Genomic DNA, 15,397 nt, shown 5'->3' with positions numbered 1-15,397 from the left:
GGGAGGTTCTCCCCGGTCCGCCGCCGGGCGATGCGGTACCGGGACGCGGACGCGGGAAAACGGCTTGCACGGCCCCGTTAGACTTCTCCCATGGCCATTCTCCTCGCGCATTAGACGGCGGGAACGTCCTCAGCCGCCCACCCGCCAACCTCTGTACGCCCAGGAGTCTGTCCGTGATCTCCGCCACCGGAATCGAGCTGCGCGCCGGCGCCCGCATCCTCATCGAGAACGCCACCTTCCGGGTGGCCAAGGGTGACCGTATCGGCCTCGTCGGCCGCAACGGCGCAGGCAAGACCACCCTCACCAAGTGCCTGGCCGGCGAGGGCATCCCCGCGGCCGGCACCATCACCCGCTCCGGCGAGGTCGGCTACCTGCCGCAGGACCCCCGCACCGGCGACCTGGACGTCCTCGCCCGCGACCGCGTCCTGTCCGCGCGCGGCCTGGACGTGCTGCTGCGCAAGATGCGCGAGAACGAGGAGCGGATCGCCAACGGCAAGGGCGCCACCCGCGACAAGGCGATGAAGCAGTACGAGCGCCAGGAGACGGAGTTCCTCACCAAGGGCGGGTACGCCGCCGAGGCCGAGGCCGCCACCATCGCCGCCGCGCTCAACCTGCCCGACCGGGTGCTCGGCCAGCCGCTGCACACCCTCTCCGGTGGTCAGCGCCGCCGTATCGAGCTGGCCCGGATCCTGTTCTCGGACGCGGACACCCTGCTCCTGGACGAGCCGACCAACCACCTCGACGCCGACTCGATCATCTGGCTGCGGGACTACCTGAAGACCTACCGCGGCGGCTTCATCGTGATCTCCCACGACGTCGACCTGGTCGAGACGGTCGTCAACAAGGTGTTCTACCTGGACGCCAACCGCTCGAACATCGATGTCTACAACATGGGCTGGAAGCTCTACCAGCAGCAGCGCGAGGCCGACGAGAAGCGCCGCAAGCGCGAGCGGGCCAACGCGGAGAAGAAGGCCGCGGCCCTGAACGCGCAGGCCGACAAGATGCGCGCCAAGGCCACCAAGACCGTCGCCGCGCAGAACATGGCCCGCCGCGCCGACAAGCTGCTCTCCGGCCTGGAGGCGGTCCGCCAGTCCGACAAGGTCGCCAAGCTCCGCTTCCCCGAGCCCGCGCCCTGCGGCAAGACCCCGCTGATGGCCGAGGGCCTGTCGAAGTCGTACGGCTCGCTGGAGATCTTCACCGACGTCGACCTCGCGATCGACAAGGGCTCCCGGGTCGTCATCCTCGGCCTCAACGGCGCGGGCAAGACGACCCTGCTGCGGCTGCTCGGCGGCGTCGAGCAGGCCGACACCGGCGAGGTCGTCCCCGGTCACGGCCTCAAGCTCGGCTACTACGCGCAGGAGCACGAGACCCTCGACCCCGGGCGCACGGTCCTGGAGAACATGCGCTCGGCCGCCCCGGACATGGACCTGGTCGAGGTCCGCAAGGTGCTCGGTTCGTTCCTGTTCTCCGGCGACGACGTGGACAAGCCCGCGGGCGTCCTGTCCGGCGGCGAGAAGACCCGGCTCGCGCTCGCGACCCTGGTGGTCTCCTCGGCCAACGTGCTGTTGCTGGACGAGCCGACCAACAACCTCGACCCGGCCAGCCGCGAGGAGATCCTCGGCGCGCTGCGCACCTACAAGGGCGCGGTCGTCCTCGTCACCCACGACGAGGGCGCCGTGGAGGCGCTCCAGCCCGAGCGGATCATCCTGCTGCCCGACGGCGTCGAGGACCTGTGGGGCTCCGACTACGCGGACCTCGTCGCCCTGGCGTGATCGAATGTCTGATCCACTGAGTATGGATCATTCGGCCGAGCCGTGATCCACCATCTGTGTGAGATCTCCTCGTACCAGGGTGTGTCGTACACCGATTTTCCGGCCGATCCCTTGTCCAGCAAGGGGTCGGCCGTGGCGCGTCTCTGACCTGGTACTTCGTGAACCCACCCGTTCGGCCCTGCCGGCGGCAGCGGCTGGAATACGGCATTCCGCTTGTGGGGATCCGCTCCTGTCGTCACAACGATGTCCCACCGACCTTGCCGAATGGGTGGCCATCACGCCCCGGAGGGGTGATCATGAGGAGACCAGAGCGCACTTCCCATGAGGAGGCACGGGTGGCCGAGACTCTGAAGAAGGGCAGCCGGGTGACCGGCGCCGCGCGCGACAAGCTCGCGGCAGACCTGAAGAAGAAGTACGACTCCGGTGCGAGCATCCGGGCACTGGCCGAAGAGACCGGCCGCTCGTATGGCTTCGTGCACCGGATGCTCAGCGAGTCGGGCGTCACGCTGCGAGGGCGTGGCGGAGCGACCCGGGGCAAGAAGGCCGCATCGTCCTGACTCCGGGCGGCCCATCGGCTTCGATGGTGGCCACCCGGTCGGCGATCCGACCGGCCGGGTGGTTACTGTGCAGTCACTTAGCTCTGCTTCGCTGACCGCACCCATCGGAGGCGCCCCATGGCCACGCCCGACCAGGTCCTCGCTCCTGTACTCGACAAGGACGGCGTACGGCTCACCGTCGACGACGCGATCGCCACGGTGACGCTGACGAATCCGGCCAAGCGCAACGCACAGAGCCCTGCCCTGTGGCGGGCGCTCGCCGAGGCCGGCCGGCTGCTGCCGGGCTCCGTCCGTGTCGTGGTGCTGCGCGGCGAGGGCAAGTCCTTCTCCGCCGGGCTGGACCGACAGATGTTCACCCCGGAGGGGATTCCGGGCGAGCCGACCTTCACCGATATCGCGCGTCGTGACGACGCCGGGCTCGACGCGACCATCGCCGAATTCCAGGAGGCGTTCACCTGGTGGCGACGCAATGACATCGTGTCCGTCGCCGCCGTACAAGGACATGCCATCGGTGCCGGGTTCCAGCTGGCGCTCGCCTGCGACCTGCGGATCGTCGCCGACGACGTGCAGTTCGCCATGCGCGAGACCAGCCTCGGCATCGTTCCCGACCTGGCCGGCACGCATCCGCTGGTCGGCCTCGTCGGGTATGCCCGCGCGCTGGAGATCTGCGTGACCGGGCGGTTCGTCGGCGCACAGGAGTCGGTGGCCTCGGGCCTGGCGAACCTGGCCGTGGCCGGGGACGAACTCGACGGCGCCGTACGTGACCTGACCGCCGCTCTGGTGGCCGCGCCGCGGGACGCCGTGGTCGAGACCAAGGCACTGCTCAGCGGCGCGGCGGGCCGTTCGTACGACGAACAGCGCTCCGCCGAGCGCGCGGCCCAGGCACGCCGCCTGCGCGACCTGGCCGGCCTCGGCGAATGAGCCCGGCATGATCCAGACGAGAGGCCCTAACCCACGGACGTGACCAGGACGGCCACCGTCGGCCTGTCCGCCAGCGCGTCCCGTACGGCCGCGCGCACCCGCCGGGCCACCTCCACGGTCCGGTGGGTCGCGTCGGCCGCCAGGCCCACCAGCACATGGCGGTGGACCAGCGCCGGCGTGCCCTCCGTCCGCTCCTCGACGCGGACCGCCCGTCCCGGGCCGGTCAGCCGTACCACCCCGGGCACCGCCAGCGCCGCCTCGGCCGCGCGCACCTCGGACGGTTCCGCCATCTCCCGGGCCGCCGGCGGCCGCGGCGGCCGTACCTCCGCGAGCCGCCCGTCCGGCCCCAGCAGATCCGTGATCCGCAGATCCACCTCCGCCACCACCAGGCCGAGGCGCCCGGCCGCCGCCGTCGCGAGCAGCTCCCGCAGACGCGCCGCGACGGCCGGAAGCGGCTCGGCGGAGGTCGCCGCGAAGTCCGCCGTCACCCGCAGGGCGCCCGGCGGCAGCGCGCTCGGCGGGGCCGGCACCACCGGCTCGGCCACCCGCGACGGGTCGGCGAGCCCGATCCGCAGCGCGCCCAGGCACACCCCGGGCAGGCCGTCCGCCGCCCGGCGCAGGGCCGCGCCCGCCGCGTCCTCCGTGATCCACGCGCCGTCGCCGGGTCCGCCCAGCGGCAGCAGCCTGCCGAGCCGCACCTGACGCCGAACGGCCCGGGTCCACGCCTCCGTCATTCCTCCAGCCTGCCGCATCCCCGGCGCGCGGTCGCGCAACCTTGCTTACGGTGGTCCAAGGACGACGACCGAAAGGGACGTACGGCGATGACCGACATGACGACGACCCCCGAAGGCGGCGGCGAGCCGCACACGTCGACCCGGAAGGCCGTCCGGCGCGGCGGCGGCGACGCGGCGACCCGCGGACGGACCACCATCGCGGACGGCGTGGTGGAGAAGATCGCCGGGCTGGCCGCCCGGGACGTGATCGGTGTGTACGCGATGGGCGGCGGTCTCGCCCGTACCCTCGGCGCCGTGCGCGACCGGGTGCCCGGCGGCTCCAAGTCGGTGACCCGCGGCGTGAAGGCCGAGGTCGGGGAGGTGCAGGCCGCTCTCGACCTGGAGATCGTGGTGGACTACGGCGTCTCCATCGGAGAGGTCGCCGGTGCCGTGCGCGAGAACGTGGTCGCCGCGGTGGAGCGGATGACCGGCCTGGAGGTCGTCGAGGTCAACATCGCGGTCAGCGACGTCAAGCTGCCCGACGAGGAGGAGGACGAGCCGGAGCCCCGGATCCAGTGACCGGACCCGCCCCGGACCCCGTGCACCCGACGAACTGAGGAGCGCTGCATGAGCACGGCCATGGTCGGCATGATCGCCGGAATGGCGCTGGGGTTCGCCGGGTACTTCGGCGGGTTCGGCGCGTTCTTGCTGGTGGCGGCGCTGGGCGCCGTCGGGTTCGTGGTCGGCCGGTTCGCCGAGGGCGATCTGGACCCCGGTGACTTCTTCCGCGGCCGCGACGAGCGCCGCGACCGGCGGCGGTGAGCGCCGTGGCCGTCGGCGGAGGGGTGGTACGACACCCGCCGGCCCGGGTGCCACCCGGGGAGCGGGGTGCCACCCGGATCGCCGACCGGGTCGTGGCGAAGATCGCCGCGCAGGCCGCCCGGGAGGCCGTGGGCCCGCCGCCCGCCGACGCCGGGGCACCGCACGCCACGGTGGTCGTCCACCACGGCACCGCCCGGATCCGCGTCGATCTCGAACTGGGCTACCCGTGCGACATCGGCTCCCGCTGCGCCGCCGTACGCCGTCAGGTCACCGAGCGGGTGGGCGCGCTGGCGAACACGACCGTCTCCGAGGTCGCCGTCCGTATCGAGCGGCTGCACCTGCCGGCGGCCGCGGGCGGGAGGACCCGATGAGCCGGGCCGGCGCCCCCACCACCCTCGACGAGACGGCCGGCACCCCCGCGGACGCGGGCGGCAGCGGCCGCTTCTGGGCGCCGCGCCGCGTCCCCGCGGGCATCGTCGCCGTCCTGCTGCTGGCCGGCGCGGGCCTGCTGCTCTACGACATCATCGCGGTCCGCGCCCACCGGCCCGCGATGCGCTGGCGCCGCGCCCTGGCCCGCCAACTGGCCGAACGGCCCCTGGACGACCCCTGGGTGCTGGCCGGCGCGGCCCTCGCGGCGGCCCTCGGCCTGTGGCTGCTCGTCCTCGCGTTCACCCCGGGGCAGCGCTCCCTGCTGCCGATGCGCCGCCCGCACCCGGACGTCCGCGCGGCACTCAGGCGGGACGCGGCGGCCCAGGTGCTGCGCGACCGCGCCCTGGAGGTGTCCGGCGTACGGTCCGTGCGGGTCGGCATGCGCCGCCGCAAGGCCGCCGTCCGCGCCGTCTCGCACTTCCGTGAACTGGACGACGTCCGCGCCGACCTGGACACCACCCTCACCGAGGCGATCGGCGGCCTCGGCCTGACCCATACCCCCCGGCTCGCCCTGCGGGTGACCCGGGCCGCACGGAAGGGGTGACGGCGATGCGCTCCGGGGGACTCAACCGCGTCCTGATCGCCCTGGCCGGACTGGTCCTGCTCGCCCTCGGCGGCGCGGTGCTCGCCGTCGGCCTCGGGGTCCGGCCGCCCTCCTGGTGGATCCACGGCGGCCCGCACGACGTCCTGCTCAGCCGCGCCGAGCGCACCCACTACCGCGCCGCCGACTGGTGGTGGCCCGCGCTCGTCGCCGCCCTGGCCCTCCTCGTGCTGGGGGCCCTGTGGTGGCTGACCGCGATCCTGCGTCCGTACCGCCTCGCCGAGATCCGTGTCGACACCGGCGACGGCGCCGCCGCCGTCCTGCGGGCCAGGGCACTGGAGAGCGCCCTGGCCGAGGAGGCCGCCACGGGACCCGGAGTGGCCCGTGCCCAGGTCCGGTTGGGGGGCAGGCGCACGAAGCCCGGGGCGCGGGCCTGGCTGCGGCTGGCCCCCGAGGTGGACCCGTCGAACGCGCTGACCGACTTCACCACCGGGCCGCTGGCCCATGCCCGTGAGTCGGCGGGCCTGCCCTCCCTCCCGGCGGAGGTCCGCCTCGCGGCGGTCAAGCACCGGGCGGAGCGCGTCACTTGACGAGCGCCGGGACGGACTCCGGGCGTCCGGGGGAGCGCGGCGTCAGAACCCGTGCCGCATCCCGCCGTCCACCGGCATCATGATCCCGGTCAGATAGGACGCCGCCGGGGACAGCAGGAAGGCCGCGACCCTGCCGAACTCCTCCGGGGTGCCGTAGCGGCGCAGCGGGATGCGGGACTCGTTGGCGGCACGGGTGGCCTCGGGGTCGGCGGACAGGGCGTCCAGCTCGCGCACCCGGTCCGTGTCGATGCGCGCCGGCAGCAGGCCCAGCACCCGGATGCCGCGCGGGCCCAGCTCGTCCGCGAGGGACTTGGCGAATCCGGCCAGTCCGGGTCGCAGACCGTTGGAGATCGTCAGGGCCGGGATCGGCTCGTGCACCGAGCCGGACAGCACGAAGCCGATGACACCGCCCTCGTCCAGCTCGGCCGCCGCCGCGCGGGCGAGCCGCACCGCGCCGAGGAAGACGGACTCGAACGCGGTACGCCACTGCTCGTCGGTGTTGTCGGCGACGAAGCCGGGCGGCGGGCCGCCCACGCTGACCAGCACCCCGTGGAAGCCGCCGAAGCGCTCACGGGCGGTCTCGATCAGCCGCTCGGGCGCCTGCTCGTCGGCGTTGTCCATGGCCACGCCCACCGCGTCCGGGCCCAGTTCGGCGGCCGCGGCCGCGGCCCGCTGCTCGTCCCGGCCGGTGATCACCACCTTCGCGCCGTCCGCGACGAGCTGCCGCGCGGCCGCGTTGCCCAGGCCGCGGGTGGCCCCGGTGACGATGTACACCCGGTCCTTCAGTCCAAGATCCATGGCCCCTATCCTGCCTCCTCGGTCCCGAACAGTGTGAGGGCGCAGTTCACCAGACCGAGGTGGCTGAACGCCTGCGGGAAGTTGCCCAGCTGGCGGTGCGCGCCGGGGTCGTACTCCTCGGCCAGCAGCCCCACGTCGTTGGCCACCCGCACCAGCCGTTCGAACAGCTCCCGGGCCTCCTTCGGCCGGCCGGTCAGGTGCAGCGCGTCCACCAGCCAGAACGAGCAGGCCAGGAACGCGCCCTCGCCGCCCGGCAGCCCGTCGACCACCGAGTCGTCGTCCTCCTTCGAGTCGTAGCGGCGCAGAAAGCCGTCGTGGCCGAGGTCCGCGCGGATGGCGTCGACCGTGCCGATCACCCGCGGATCGTCCGGCGGCAGGAAACCGACGCGCGGGATGAGCAGCAGGGCGGCGTCCAGTTCGCGGGAGCCGTAGGACTGGGTGAAGGTGTTGCGCCGCGGGTCGTAGCCCTTGGCGCAGACCTCCCGGTGGACCTCCGCGCGCAGCCGCCGCCAGGCCGCCAGGTCGCCGCTGGTCTCCTCGCGCCGTTCGAGGGTCCGGACCGCCCGGTCGGCGGCCACCCACACCATCACCTTGGAGTGCACGAATTGGCGGCGCCCGCCGCGCACCTCCCACAGGCCCTGGTCCGGCTGCCGCCACGCCGACATCAGGAAGTCCATCAGCGCCCGCTGGATGGACCACATGTGCGGCCGGACGGGCAGGCCCGCGCCGCGCGCCAGCGCCAGCGTGTCCATCACCTCGCCGTACACGTCGAGCTGGAGCTGTGCCACGGCGCCGTTGCCGGTGCGCACCGGGGAGGAGCCGGCGAAGCCGGGCAGCCAGGGCAGCTCGGTCTCCGGCAGGCGCCGCTCGCCCGCGACGCCGTACATGATCTGGAGCGCGCCGGGATCGCCGGCGACCGCGCGCAGCAGCCAGTTGCGCCAGGACTCGGCCTCCTCCTGGTAGCCCGCGGTGAGCAGGGCGCCGAGGGTGAGGGTGGAGTCGCGCAGCCAGCAGTACCGGTAGTCCCAGTTGCGCACCCCGCCGAGCCGCTCGGGCAGCGAGGTGGTGGGCGCGGCGACGATCCCGCCGGTCGGCGCGTAGGTGAGGGCCTTGAGGGTGATCAGGGAGCGGACGACCGCGTCCCGGTGCGGGCCGTCGTAACGGCAGCGCCGGGCCCAGCGCCGCCAGTCGCCGACGCTGCTCTCCAGGGCCTCGTACGGGTCGACGAGCCGGGGGCGCCGCTCGTGGGAGGGATGCCAGGTGAGCACGAACGCGACCCGCTCGCCCTCGCCGAGGGTGAACTCGGAGTGGGTGCCGTAGTCCTCGCCCCAGGTGCGCACCGGCGGCTCCGAGCGCAGCCACACCGAGTCGGGGCCCGCGACCGCCACCCGGTGGCCGTCGCAGCGGCGCATCCACGGCATGATCGAGCCGTAGTCGAAGCGCAGCCGCAGTGTGCTGCGGACGGTGACCCGCCCACGGATGCCCTCCACGATGCGGACGACGTCGGGGGCGTGCTCGCGCTGCGGCATCAGATCGGTGACGCGGACCGTGCCGTCGGGGGTGTCCCACTCGGTGTCCAGGACGAGGGTGTCGGGGCGGTAGGCGCGGCGGGTGCAGGTGCCCTCGTCACCCGGCGACCTCGGGGCGATCCGCCAGTGGCCGTGGTCCGTCCCGCCCAGCAGCCGGGCGAAACAGGCGCCGGAGTCGAAGCGGGGCAGACACAGCCAGTCGATCGAGCCGTCCCTGCCGACCAGCGCCGCGGTCTGCTCGTCGCCGATGAGCGCGTAGTCCTCGATCCGGGCACGGTCCCCGCTGCGGGCGTTCACGGCATGCGGTTTCCCGGCGGGCCCGGGGGCCAATCAGGTGGTGCGCCGGGGGAGTGAAGTGACGCCCTCGCGCGCTTCAGACCGCGGCCGGTTCGCTCTCCTCGGGCTGCGGCGCCGCCGCGGCCTCCTCCCCGTCCCGGACCTCCCGGCGGACCAGGAACCACCAGCCGACCGGGACGGCCGCCGCGAACAGCCACCACTGGATCATGTAGGCGTAGTTCAGCGGCGCGTCCTCGGTGCCGGGGTCGGAGATCTGCTCCGGGGAGCCGCCCTTGGGCGCCGGCGCCGTCTGCTCCATGTAGCCGCCGAGCACCGGCACGCCGAGCCGGTGCGCCTCCTCGGTGCTGTTGATCAGCATGATCTGGCGGTCGGGCAGGCCCTTGAGGTTCTTGATGCCACTGGCCGCGGTGGTCTCGTCGGCCATCAGGCGTCCGCTGATGGTGGTCCGCCCCGCGGGCGGCGCGGGGATCTTCGGGAAGGTGGTCTGGGACGCGTCCGCGGCGACCCAGCCGCGGTTGACCATCAGCACCTTGCCGTCGGCGAGGACGAACGGGGTCAGGACGTGGTATCCGACGTCGCCGTTGGCGTTGGTCCGGCGCCGGACCACTTCGGTCCTCGCGGTGTCGAAGGTGCCGGTCGCGGTGACGGTGCGGTACCTCTCGGTCCGGGTCACGGCGTGTCCGGGGGAGGACAGCCGCTCGACGGGGACCGGTGAGGCGTGCAGTGCGGAGGAGACGAGGTCGTTGCGCGCGGTGCGCTCCTCGTAGCGGTGCTGCTGCCAGAAACCCAGCTTGATCATCGTCGGGATCAGCGCGATCGCGACGATGGTGAGGATGACCCACTGGAGGGACAACAGGAAGCGGTAGCGATGCACCCCACGACGGTACATCCGGGCCGCGGGGTGCATTCAGGCGGGTACCGGGTCACACCCGGTGGTGTCGCGGCGGCGGGTCACACCCGGTCGACGACTCCCGTACGGCCCTCCGCGCGGGCGCAGTGCGCGCCGCAGTACCAGTGGCCCTCCACCTCCACGCCCTGCCCGATGATCTGCACCCGGCAGTGCTCGCAGATCGGGGCCATGCGGTGGATCGCACAGGAGAAGCAGTCGAAGACGTGGACCGCGCCCTGGGCGTGGACCTCGAAGGTCATTCCGTAGTCATTGCCGCAAACTTCGCATCTCGCCATGCGCCACAGGGTGATCCGTCGCGCGGGTCCGGGCGAGCGGTCGCCGGGTGAGTCGTGCGCCAATCACCCTTTCGTACGATCACTCGTCCGCGGGTTCGACGTCCCGCAGCAGCTGTCCGAACGCGGCCTCGTCCACGACCGGCGTGCCGAACTGCCGTGCCTTGACCGTCTTGGAGGTGCCCGAGTCCGGGTCGTTGGTCACCAGCAGACTGGTCAGCCGGGAGATGCCGGACGCCACATGCAGCCCGCACTCCGTCGCCCGGTCCTCCAGCAGCTCCCGCTCGGTGGAGGTGTCGCCGGAGAACGCCACCCGCATGCCCTGTTTGAGAGGTCTGCCGTCCTCATAGCGGCCGGGATTGGGATAGGGGCACGCGGGCCTCTTGCGGGAGGGGCGCCAACTGCCCGCACCGTAGCCGCCGTAGCCGGGGGAGGACTGCCGGGGCACCGGCGCGTCCGACCACTCGGTGAGCGGGCGGCACTCCAGCAGCGGCAGCCGTACACCGGCCGCCGCCGCGGCCCGCAGGCTGGGCCGGAACGCCTCCGCGAGCACCCGCGCGTCGTCCAGCGCGTGGTGCGCCCGCTGCTGCACCACACCGAAGTGCGCGGCGAGCGACTCCAGCTTGTGGTTGGGCAGCGGCAGCCCCAGCTCCTTGGACAGCGCGATGGTGCACAGCCGCTGCCGCACCGGCGCCCGGCGCTCGGCGCGCGCGTACTCCCGGGCGATCATCTGCCAGTCGAAGACGGCGTTGTGCGCGACCAGCACCCGGCCGTCCAGACGGGCCGCGAACTCCTCGGCGATGTCCGTGAACAGCGGCGCGCCCTCCAGTACCTCGCTCGTCAGGCCGTGTATCCACACGGGTCCCGGATCGCGCTCCGGGTTGACCAGGGTGTACCAGTGGTCCTCGACCTCGCCGCGCGCGTCCAGCCGGTAGACGGCGGCGGAGATGATCCGGTCGTGCCGGGCCAGGCCGGTGGTCTCCACGTCGACGACCGCGTACCCCTGGGGATACGCGGTCGGCCACCGGGTGGCGGAGGACACTGCGGGCGCACGGTCTTCGAGCATGGTCATTGAGGATACGGGCCGCCGCCGACATCTTTGCCCCACGGGCCCCGGGCGTTGCCCCGCCCGAGCGCGGGCGCGGCCGCCGTCCGCGCCCCGAACGGCCCTCTCCGGTCGGCCTGTTGCCGCTTCGTGGAGCGTCGGAGCGGCGCGGGGCGCCCGGCAGTGCGATCCTCGCTGCTGTGACGCAACCCAAGCACGAGGAGAACCACGGCGGCGCGCTCGGCTCGCGGCTGAACTGGCTGCGCGCCGCCGTGCTGGGCGCGAACGACGGCATCGTCTCCACCGCGGGCCTGGTCGTCGGCGTGGCCGGGGCGACCGGGAGCCGTGCCGCGCTGCTCACCGCGGGCCTCGCCGGACTGCTCGCCGGATCGATGTCCATGGCGGCGGGCGAGTACGTCTCCGTCTCCACCCAGCGCGACTCCGAGCTGGCCGCGCTTGCCATGGAGAAACGGGAGCTGCGCGAGCAGCCCGAGGCCGAACTGCGCGAGCTGACCGAGATGCTCCAGGCGCGCGGTATGTCCGAGGAGGTGGCCCGGGAGGCCGCCGAGCAGCTCACCGAGCGGGACGCGCTGCGCGCCCACGCCAGTGTCGAACTGGGCATCAACCCCGACGAGCTGACCAATCCGTGGCACGCGGCCTGGGCGAGTTTCCTGGCCTTCACCGTGGGCGCGCTGCTGCCGCTGCTGGCCATCGTGCTGCCCCCGGCCGGCCTGCGGCTGCCGGTCACCGTGTTCTCCGTGCTCGCCGCGCTCGTCCTCACCGGCTGGACCAGCGCCCGGCTCGGCGCCGCCGCCCCCCGGAAGGCGGTGCTGCGCAATGTGAGCGGCGGGGCGCTGGCGATGGCGGTCACGTATGCGGCGGGCAGCCTGCTGGGGGCGGCCGGTGTGTGATCCGTGCGCGCGTGTTCCGGGGTGCCGTGCCGCGGAGTGACCCGGATTCACAGCCAGGCGGCCCGGTCCGAGCCCCAGGGGGCCGGTGGCCGGGTCCAGTGGGTGGGTCCGCCCGCGAAGCGTACCGGGGACAGGGCGTGCCGCAGCCGGCCGAGGGGGCCGTCGGCCTCGGCGAGCCGGGCGTCCGGGAGGACCTGCGGGGCGGCCGCGTCGTCGGCCTCCGCGCTCGCGCCCGCCCCCGGGCCGCCGGTCTTCGGGGCGTCGTACGGCTCCTCGTCCGTCAGCCAGTGCGCCGTGCGGGCGAGCGCCAGCCGGACCGAGCGGCCCGCGCCGTCGTACGAGCGCTCGGTCAGCGCCCGCAGCACGGCCGCCGCCAGCAGATAGCCGGTGCCGTGGTCCAGGGCCTGCGCGGGCAGCACGCCGGGTTCCTCCGCCGAGCCCTCGGTCACCGCGATACCGGTGGCGGCCTGCACCAGGCTGTCGAAGCCGCGCCGCCCGCCCCAGGGCCCGTAGGCGCCCCACGCCGACACCTGCGCCACCACCAGTGCGGGGTGCCGCTCCGCGAGCGCCTCGGGGGAGAGACCGAAGCGGTCCAGCGCGCCCGGCCGGTAGCCGGTGACCAGGACGTCCGCCCCGGCCAGCAGCTCCTCGAAGGCGTCCCGCCGCGTGGCCAGGTCCAGCGTCGCGGAGCGCTTGCCGAAGCCCGTGTCGGCGTGCTGGTCGGGGAGTTCAGGCAGCCGGGGCGGGTCCAGGCGCAGCACGTCCGCGCCCAGCAGGGCGAGGGTGCGGGTGGCGACCGGGCCCGCCAGGACCCGGGTCAGGTCCAGGACGCGCACCCCGGCGGCGGGCAGCAGCGGGGCATCGGCCGGGTCGAGCCGCGGCAGCGCGCGCACGGGGGCCGCGCCGAGCGTCGCGCGCTCCACCAGGGGGCGGGCGGCGACCTGGCCGGCCTGTCCGGTCGCCCGCCACTGATGAGGGGTGCGCAGCGCCACCGCGAGGCCGCCGGCGGCGTGCACCAGCTCCTCGGTCCCGAGGGCGGTGCGTTCGGCGAGCAGGGCGGCCACCGCCGCCGGCGCGGCGTCCGCGGGCAGGCCCAGCGCGTCGAGCAACCGGGCGCGGTGGTGCGGGTAGTTGGCATGAGTGCGCACCCAGCCGTCGGCCGTGCGCCAGAACCGCGACAGCGGCGCGAAGGAGTCGGGCGCCCGCCCGTTCACCCGCAGCAGCCGTTCACTGTGGAACGCCGCGGCCACGGCGCCGTCGTCGACCCGGACCCCGGGCACCTCGGCGCGCCCGGTGCGGCGGGCCCCCAGTTCGGCGGCGGCCAGGGCGCAGGCGCCGACGCAGGCGCGCGCGAGCCGGCGGACGGGGAGGCGGGCCGCCAGGGTGCCGGGCAGCTCGGCCGTGGTCACCCGGGAGAGCAGGGCGGGGTCGCCGCCCAGTGCGGTCCATGCGAACGCGATATCCGTCATGACTGCACTATGCATTATTGATTGAATCAACTCTTGTATTGACTCGATGTCGACCAATAAAGATGCGCTTGTCGTGCGCCTCCTCGCGGACATCGGACGGCCGCGTGCCGTACGGGCGGATGGCCGGATTCCCTTGCTCCACCCGCCCGTACGGGGGTGCTAATAAGTCACGGCGGCGAGGGCGTCCGCCATGCCCCGGCCGTAGAAACCGTTGTGGTTCGCCGGGCCCTGGCACACCGCGTCGACCTTGCCGTCGCCGTCGATGTCGTACGGGTTCGTGCACGGCGTGGCGTCGGCCTCCGCGTACAGGAGCGCCTCGACCAGAGCGGCGGACGCGTGCGGATGGGTTGACTTGATCAATGCGGCAACGCCGGCCACATGCGGGGTCGCCATGGACGTCCCCGCCATGTAACCCCACCTGCCACCCGGCAGCGTGCCGAGGATGAGGCCGCTGGTCGCCGGGGGTGCCGGCTTCTGGTAGACCGTCGAGTCACCGCCGGGCGCGGCGATGTCGATGACGCCCCGGCCGTAGTTGGAGTACGACGCCTTGAGCCCCCTGGCGCCGGTCGCGGCGACCGTGACGACGCCGGGCAGCTGGGTCGGGATGTCGAAGCACCGGCGCGGATCGATCACCCGGGAGGAGGCGGTGCCGTCGTTCGGCGACTGCGGGTCGGTGATCGAGCGGGCGGCCAGGTCGTAGCTCTCGTTGCCCGCCGCCGCGATGTTGACCGTGCCCCGCCTCTCCGCGTACCGCGAGGCCCGGTCGACGGCGTCCACCAGCGCCTTCTGGTCGGGATCGGTGGTGCAGTTGAAGTACCAGGGGTCGGTGAAGTAGCTGTTGTTGGTCACGTCCACGTGGTGCTCGGCCGCCCAGACGAAGCCGCAGACCACGGACTCGGCGTAGAAGTAGCCGTCCGGGTTCGCCACCTTGATGCCGGCCACCTTCACGCCCGGCGCCACCCCCGTCATGCCGACGCCGTTCCTCGCGGCCGCGATCTCGCCCGCCACATGTGTGCCGTGCGGGCTCTCCGAGGCGCTGGGCCGCCAGGCGCCGTCGGTCGTGTCCGGCCTGCCCGACACGCAGTTGACCGAGGCGGCCCGGTCGAAGTTGGGGGCGATGTCCGGGTGGGTGTCGTCCACACCGGTGTCGATGACCCCGACCGTGACGTCCGGGCTGCCCAGCGTCCTCTCGTGCGCCTTGTCCGCCTTGATGGCGGGAAGGTCCCACTGCAACGGCTCCAGCGGGTCCTGGTCCCCGGTCGCCGCCGCGCCGGCCGCGGCCGCCTGTGCGCCGCCGAGCACCTGCGGGGCGCCCATGTCCGTGGTGGACGCGGAGGCCAGCGGGGTGTGCCGGGTGGCACCGGCCGAGGCCACCCCGGGCACCGCGCGCATCAGCCGGGCGAAGTCCGGGTTCGCGGAGTGCGCCACGAGAACGCCGATCCGGTCGTACGCGGCGACCAGGGTCCCGCCGTCGCGGCCGATCTCCCGGCGCACCGAGGCGAGCGTGCGGTGGTTCGTGCGGGTGTTGACCACGTACGACAGCTCGGAGCCGGCCGCCGCCGGGCCCGCGCCGGCGGGGGTTCCCGCCGCCGGGGCCGTCGCCGCCGTGGTGGCCGGGGCGGGTGCCGCGGCGGCCGCCGCGGGCAGGAAGCCGAGCGAGGCGGTCAGCGAGAGCACGGCCGGCACGGCGAGCGACGGCCGGCGTCCGGTGCGCAGATGAGCCATGGGTTCTCCACTTCATCCCGATACGAAGCCTGCCCGGGACACCGGTCGGTGCTCGGGCAGGTGCATGGCGAGTGGTGCAGGCGGAACCTAACCCGT

17 protein-coding genes are annotated in these 15,397 nt (G+C 73.7%); 9 read left to right on the top strand and 8 right to left on the bottom strand.

What is annotated here, in order from left to right:
• Window positions 1-173 precede the first annotated feature (173 nt).
• The 3 genes from VT52_RS15505 (at window position 174) to VT52_RS15495 (ending at window position 3,250) form a co-directional block, all read left to right on the top strand.
• Complete coding sequence (locus VT52_RS15505; RefSeq protein WP_046417025.1) at window positions 174-1,772, top strand: ABC-F family ATP-binding cassette domain-containing protein; 1,599 nt, start codon at window positions 174-176, stop codon at window positions 1,770-1,772.
• Between the two features lie 335 nt (window positions 1,773-2,107).
• On the top strand, window positions 2,108-2,329 hold the full coding sequence (locus VT52_RS15500) for a helix-turn-helix domain-containing protein (RefSeq protein WP_004002281.1): 222 nt from the start codon (window positions 2,108-2,110) through the stop codon (window positions 2,327-2,329).
• A 117-nt stretch (window positions 2,330-2,446) separates the two neighbouring features.
• Window positions 2,447-3,250 (top strand): enoyl-CoA hydratase/isomerase family protein, encoded by an 804-nt coding sequence (locus tag VT52_RS15495; RefSeq protein ID WP_046417022.1) that lies wholly within the window; start codon window positions 2,447-2,449, stop codon window positions 3,248-3,250.
• Window positions 3,251-3,276: 26 nt separating this feature from the next.
• On the opposite strand, the gene VT52_RS15490 is transcribed toward VT52_RS15495, so the two are convergent.
• Window positions 3,277-3,984, bottom strand: coding sequence for a hypothetical protein (locus tag VT52_RS15490; RefSeq protein ID WP_046417021.1), 708 nt, complete (start codon window positions 3,982-3,984; stop codon window positions 3,277-3,279).
• A gap of 87 nt (window positions 3,985-4,071) precedes the next feature.
• On the opposite strand from VT52_RS15490, the gene VT52_RS15485 reads away from it, so the two are divergent.
• The 5 genes from VT52_RS15485 to amaP are packed head-to-tail and all read left to right on the top strand — an operon-like array spanning window position 4,072 to window position 6,345.
• Window positions 4,072-4,542 carry an Asp23/Gls24 family envelope stress response protein gene (locus VT52_RS15485; RefSeq protein WP_046417020.1) on the top strand — a complete coding sequence of 157 codons (471 nt, stop codon included), beginning with the start codon at window positions 4,072-4,074 and terminating at the stop codon, window positions 4,540-4,542.
• 48 nt (window positions 4,543-4,590) lie between these two features.
• The gene (locus tag VT52_RS15480; protein WP_046417019.1) at window positions 4,591-4,785 is read left to right on the top strand and encodes a hypothetical protein; all 195 of its coding nucleotides are present in this window, start codon (window positions 4,591-4,593) and stop codon (window positions 4,783-4,785) included.
• A complete protein-coding gene (locus VT52_RS15475) occupies window positions 4,782-5,156 on the top strand; it encodes an Asp23/Gls24 family envelope stress response protein (RefSeq protein ID WP_046417018.1) in 375 nt (124 codons plus the stop codon). The genes VT52_RS15480 and VT52_RS15475 overlap by 4 nt, the downstream gene beginning before the upstream one ends.
• Window positions 5,153-5,758 carry a DUF6286 domain-containing protein gene (locus VT52_RS15470; protein WP_046417017.1) on the top strand — a complete coding sequence of 202 codons (606 nt, stop codon included), beginning with the start codon at window positions 5,153-5,155 and terminating at the stop codon, window positions 5,756-5,758. Before VT52_RS15475 ends, VT52_RS15470 begins: the two co-directional genes overlap by 4 nt.
• 5 nt (window positions 5,759-5,763) lie before the next feature.
• On the top strand, window positions 5,764-6,345 hold the full coding sequence (gene amaP / locus VT52_RS15465) for an alkaline shock response membrane anchor protein AmaP (RefSeq protein ID WP_046417133.1): 582 nt from the start codon (window positions 5,764-5,766) through the stop codon (window positions 6,343-6,345).
• A gap of 42 nt (window positions 6,346-6,387) precedes the next feature.
• Here amaP and VT52_RS15460 read toward each other — a convergent pair whose 3' ends face one another.
• The 5 genes from VT52_RS15460 to VT52_RS15440 form a co-directional block, all read right to left on the bottom strand.
• Window positions 6,388-7,143 (bottom strand): SDR family oxidoreductase, encoded by a 756-nt coding sequence (locus VT52_RS15460; RefSeq protein WP_046417016.1) that lies wholly within the window; start codon window positions 7,141-7,143, stop codon window positions 6,388-6,390.
• A 5-nt stretch (window positions 7,144-7,148) separates the two neighbouring features.
• Window positions 7,149-8,969 carry a glycoside hydrolase family 15 protein gene (locus VT52_RS15455; protein ID WP_046417015.1) on the bottom strand — a complete coding sequence of 607 codons (1,821 nt, stop codon included), beginning with the start codon at window positions 8,967-8,969 and terminating at the stop codon, window positions 7,149-7,151.
• Between the two features lie 76 nt (window positions 8,970-9,045).
• A complete protein-coding gene (locus VT52_RS15450) occupies window positions 9,046-9,858 on the bottom strand; it encodes an SURF1 family cytochrome oxidase biogenesis protein (RefSeq protein WP_476756022.1) in 813 nt (270 codons plus the stop codon).
• A 62-nt stretch (window positions 9,859-9,920) separates the two neighbouring features.
• Window positions 9,921-10,154, bottom strand: a complete 234-nt coding sequence (locus tag VT52_RS15445; protein ID WP_020939201.1) for a hypothetical protein — start codon at window positions 10,152-10,154, stop codon at window positions 9,921-9,923.
• A gap of 79 nt (window positions 10,155-10,233) precedes the next feature.
• The gene (locus VT52_RS15440) at window positions 10,234-11,217 is read right to left on the bottom strand and encodes a DEDDh family exonuclease (protein WP_046417011.1); all 984 of its coding nucleotides are present in this window, start codon (window positions 11,215-11,217) and stop codon (window positions 10,234-10,236) included.
• Window positions 11,218-11,396: 179 nt separating this feature from the next.
• Between VT52_RS15440 and VT52_RS15435 the strand changes: the two genes are divergently transcribed.
• Window positions 11,397-12,107: a VIT1/CCC1 transporter family protein gene (locus VT52_RS15435; protein ID WP_046417010.1), complete on the top strand. Its 711-nt coding sequence runs from the start codon at window positions 11,397-11,399 to the stop codon at window positions 12,105-12,107.
• A gap of 47 nt (window positions 12,108-12,154) precedes the next feature.
• Here the strand turns inward: VT52_RS15435 and VT52_RS15430 are convergent, their stop codons facing one another.
• Both VT52_RS15430 and VT52_RS15425 read right to left on the bottom strand, forming a co-directional pair.
• The gene (locus VT52_RS15430; RefSeq protein ID WP_046417009.1) at window positions 12,155-13,576 is read right to left on the bottom strand and encodes a CoA transferase; all 1,422 of its coding nucleotides are present in this window, start codon (window positions 13,574-13,576) and stop codon (window positions 12,155-12,157) included.
• 159 nt (window positions 13,577-13,735) lie between these two features.
• A complete protein-coding gene (locus VT52_RS15425; RefSeq protein WP_046417007.1) occupies window positions 13,736-15,301 on the bottom strand; it encodes a S8 family peptidase in 1,566 nt (521 codons plus the stop codon).
• Window positions 15,302-15,397: the final 96 nt, after the last annotated feature.

This window comes from Streptomyces malaysiense, assembly GCF_000980885.2.
Classification (GTDB): Bacteria; Actinomycetota; Actinomycetes; order Streptomycetales; family Streptomycetaceae; genus Streptomyces; species Streptomyces malaysiense.
The sequence above is the reverse complement of the archived record's forward strand: the minus strand, read 5'-3'. Positions and strand labels throughout refer to the sequence as shown.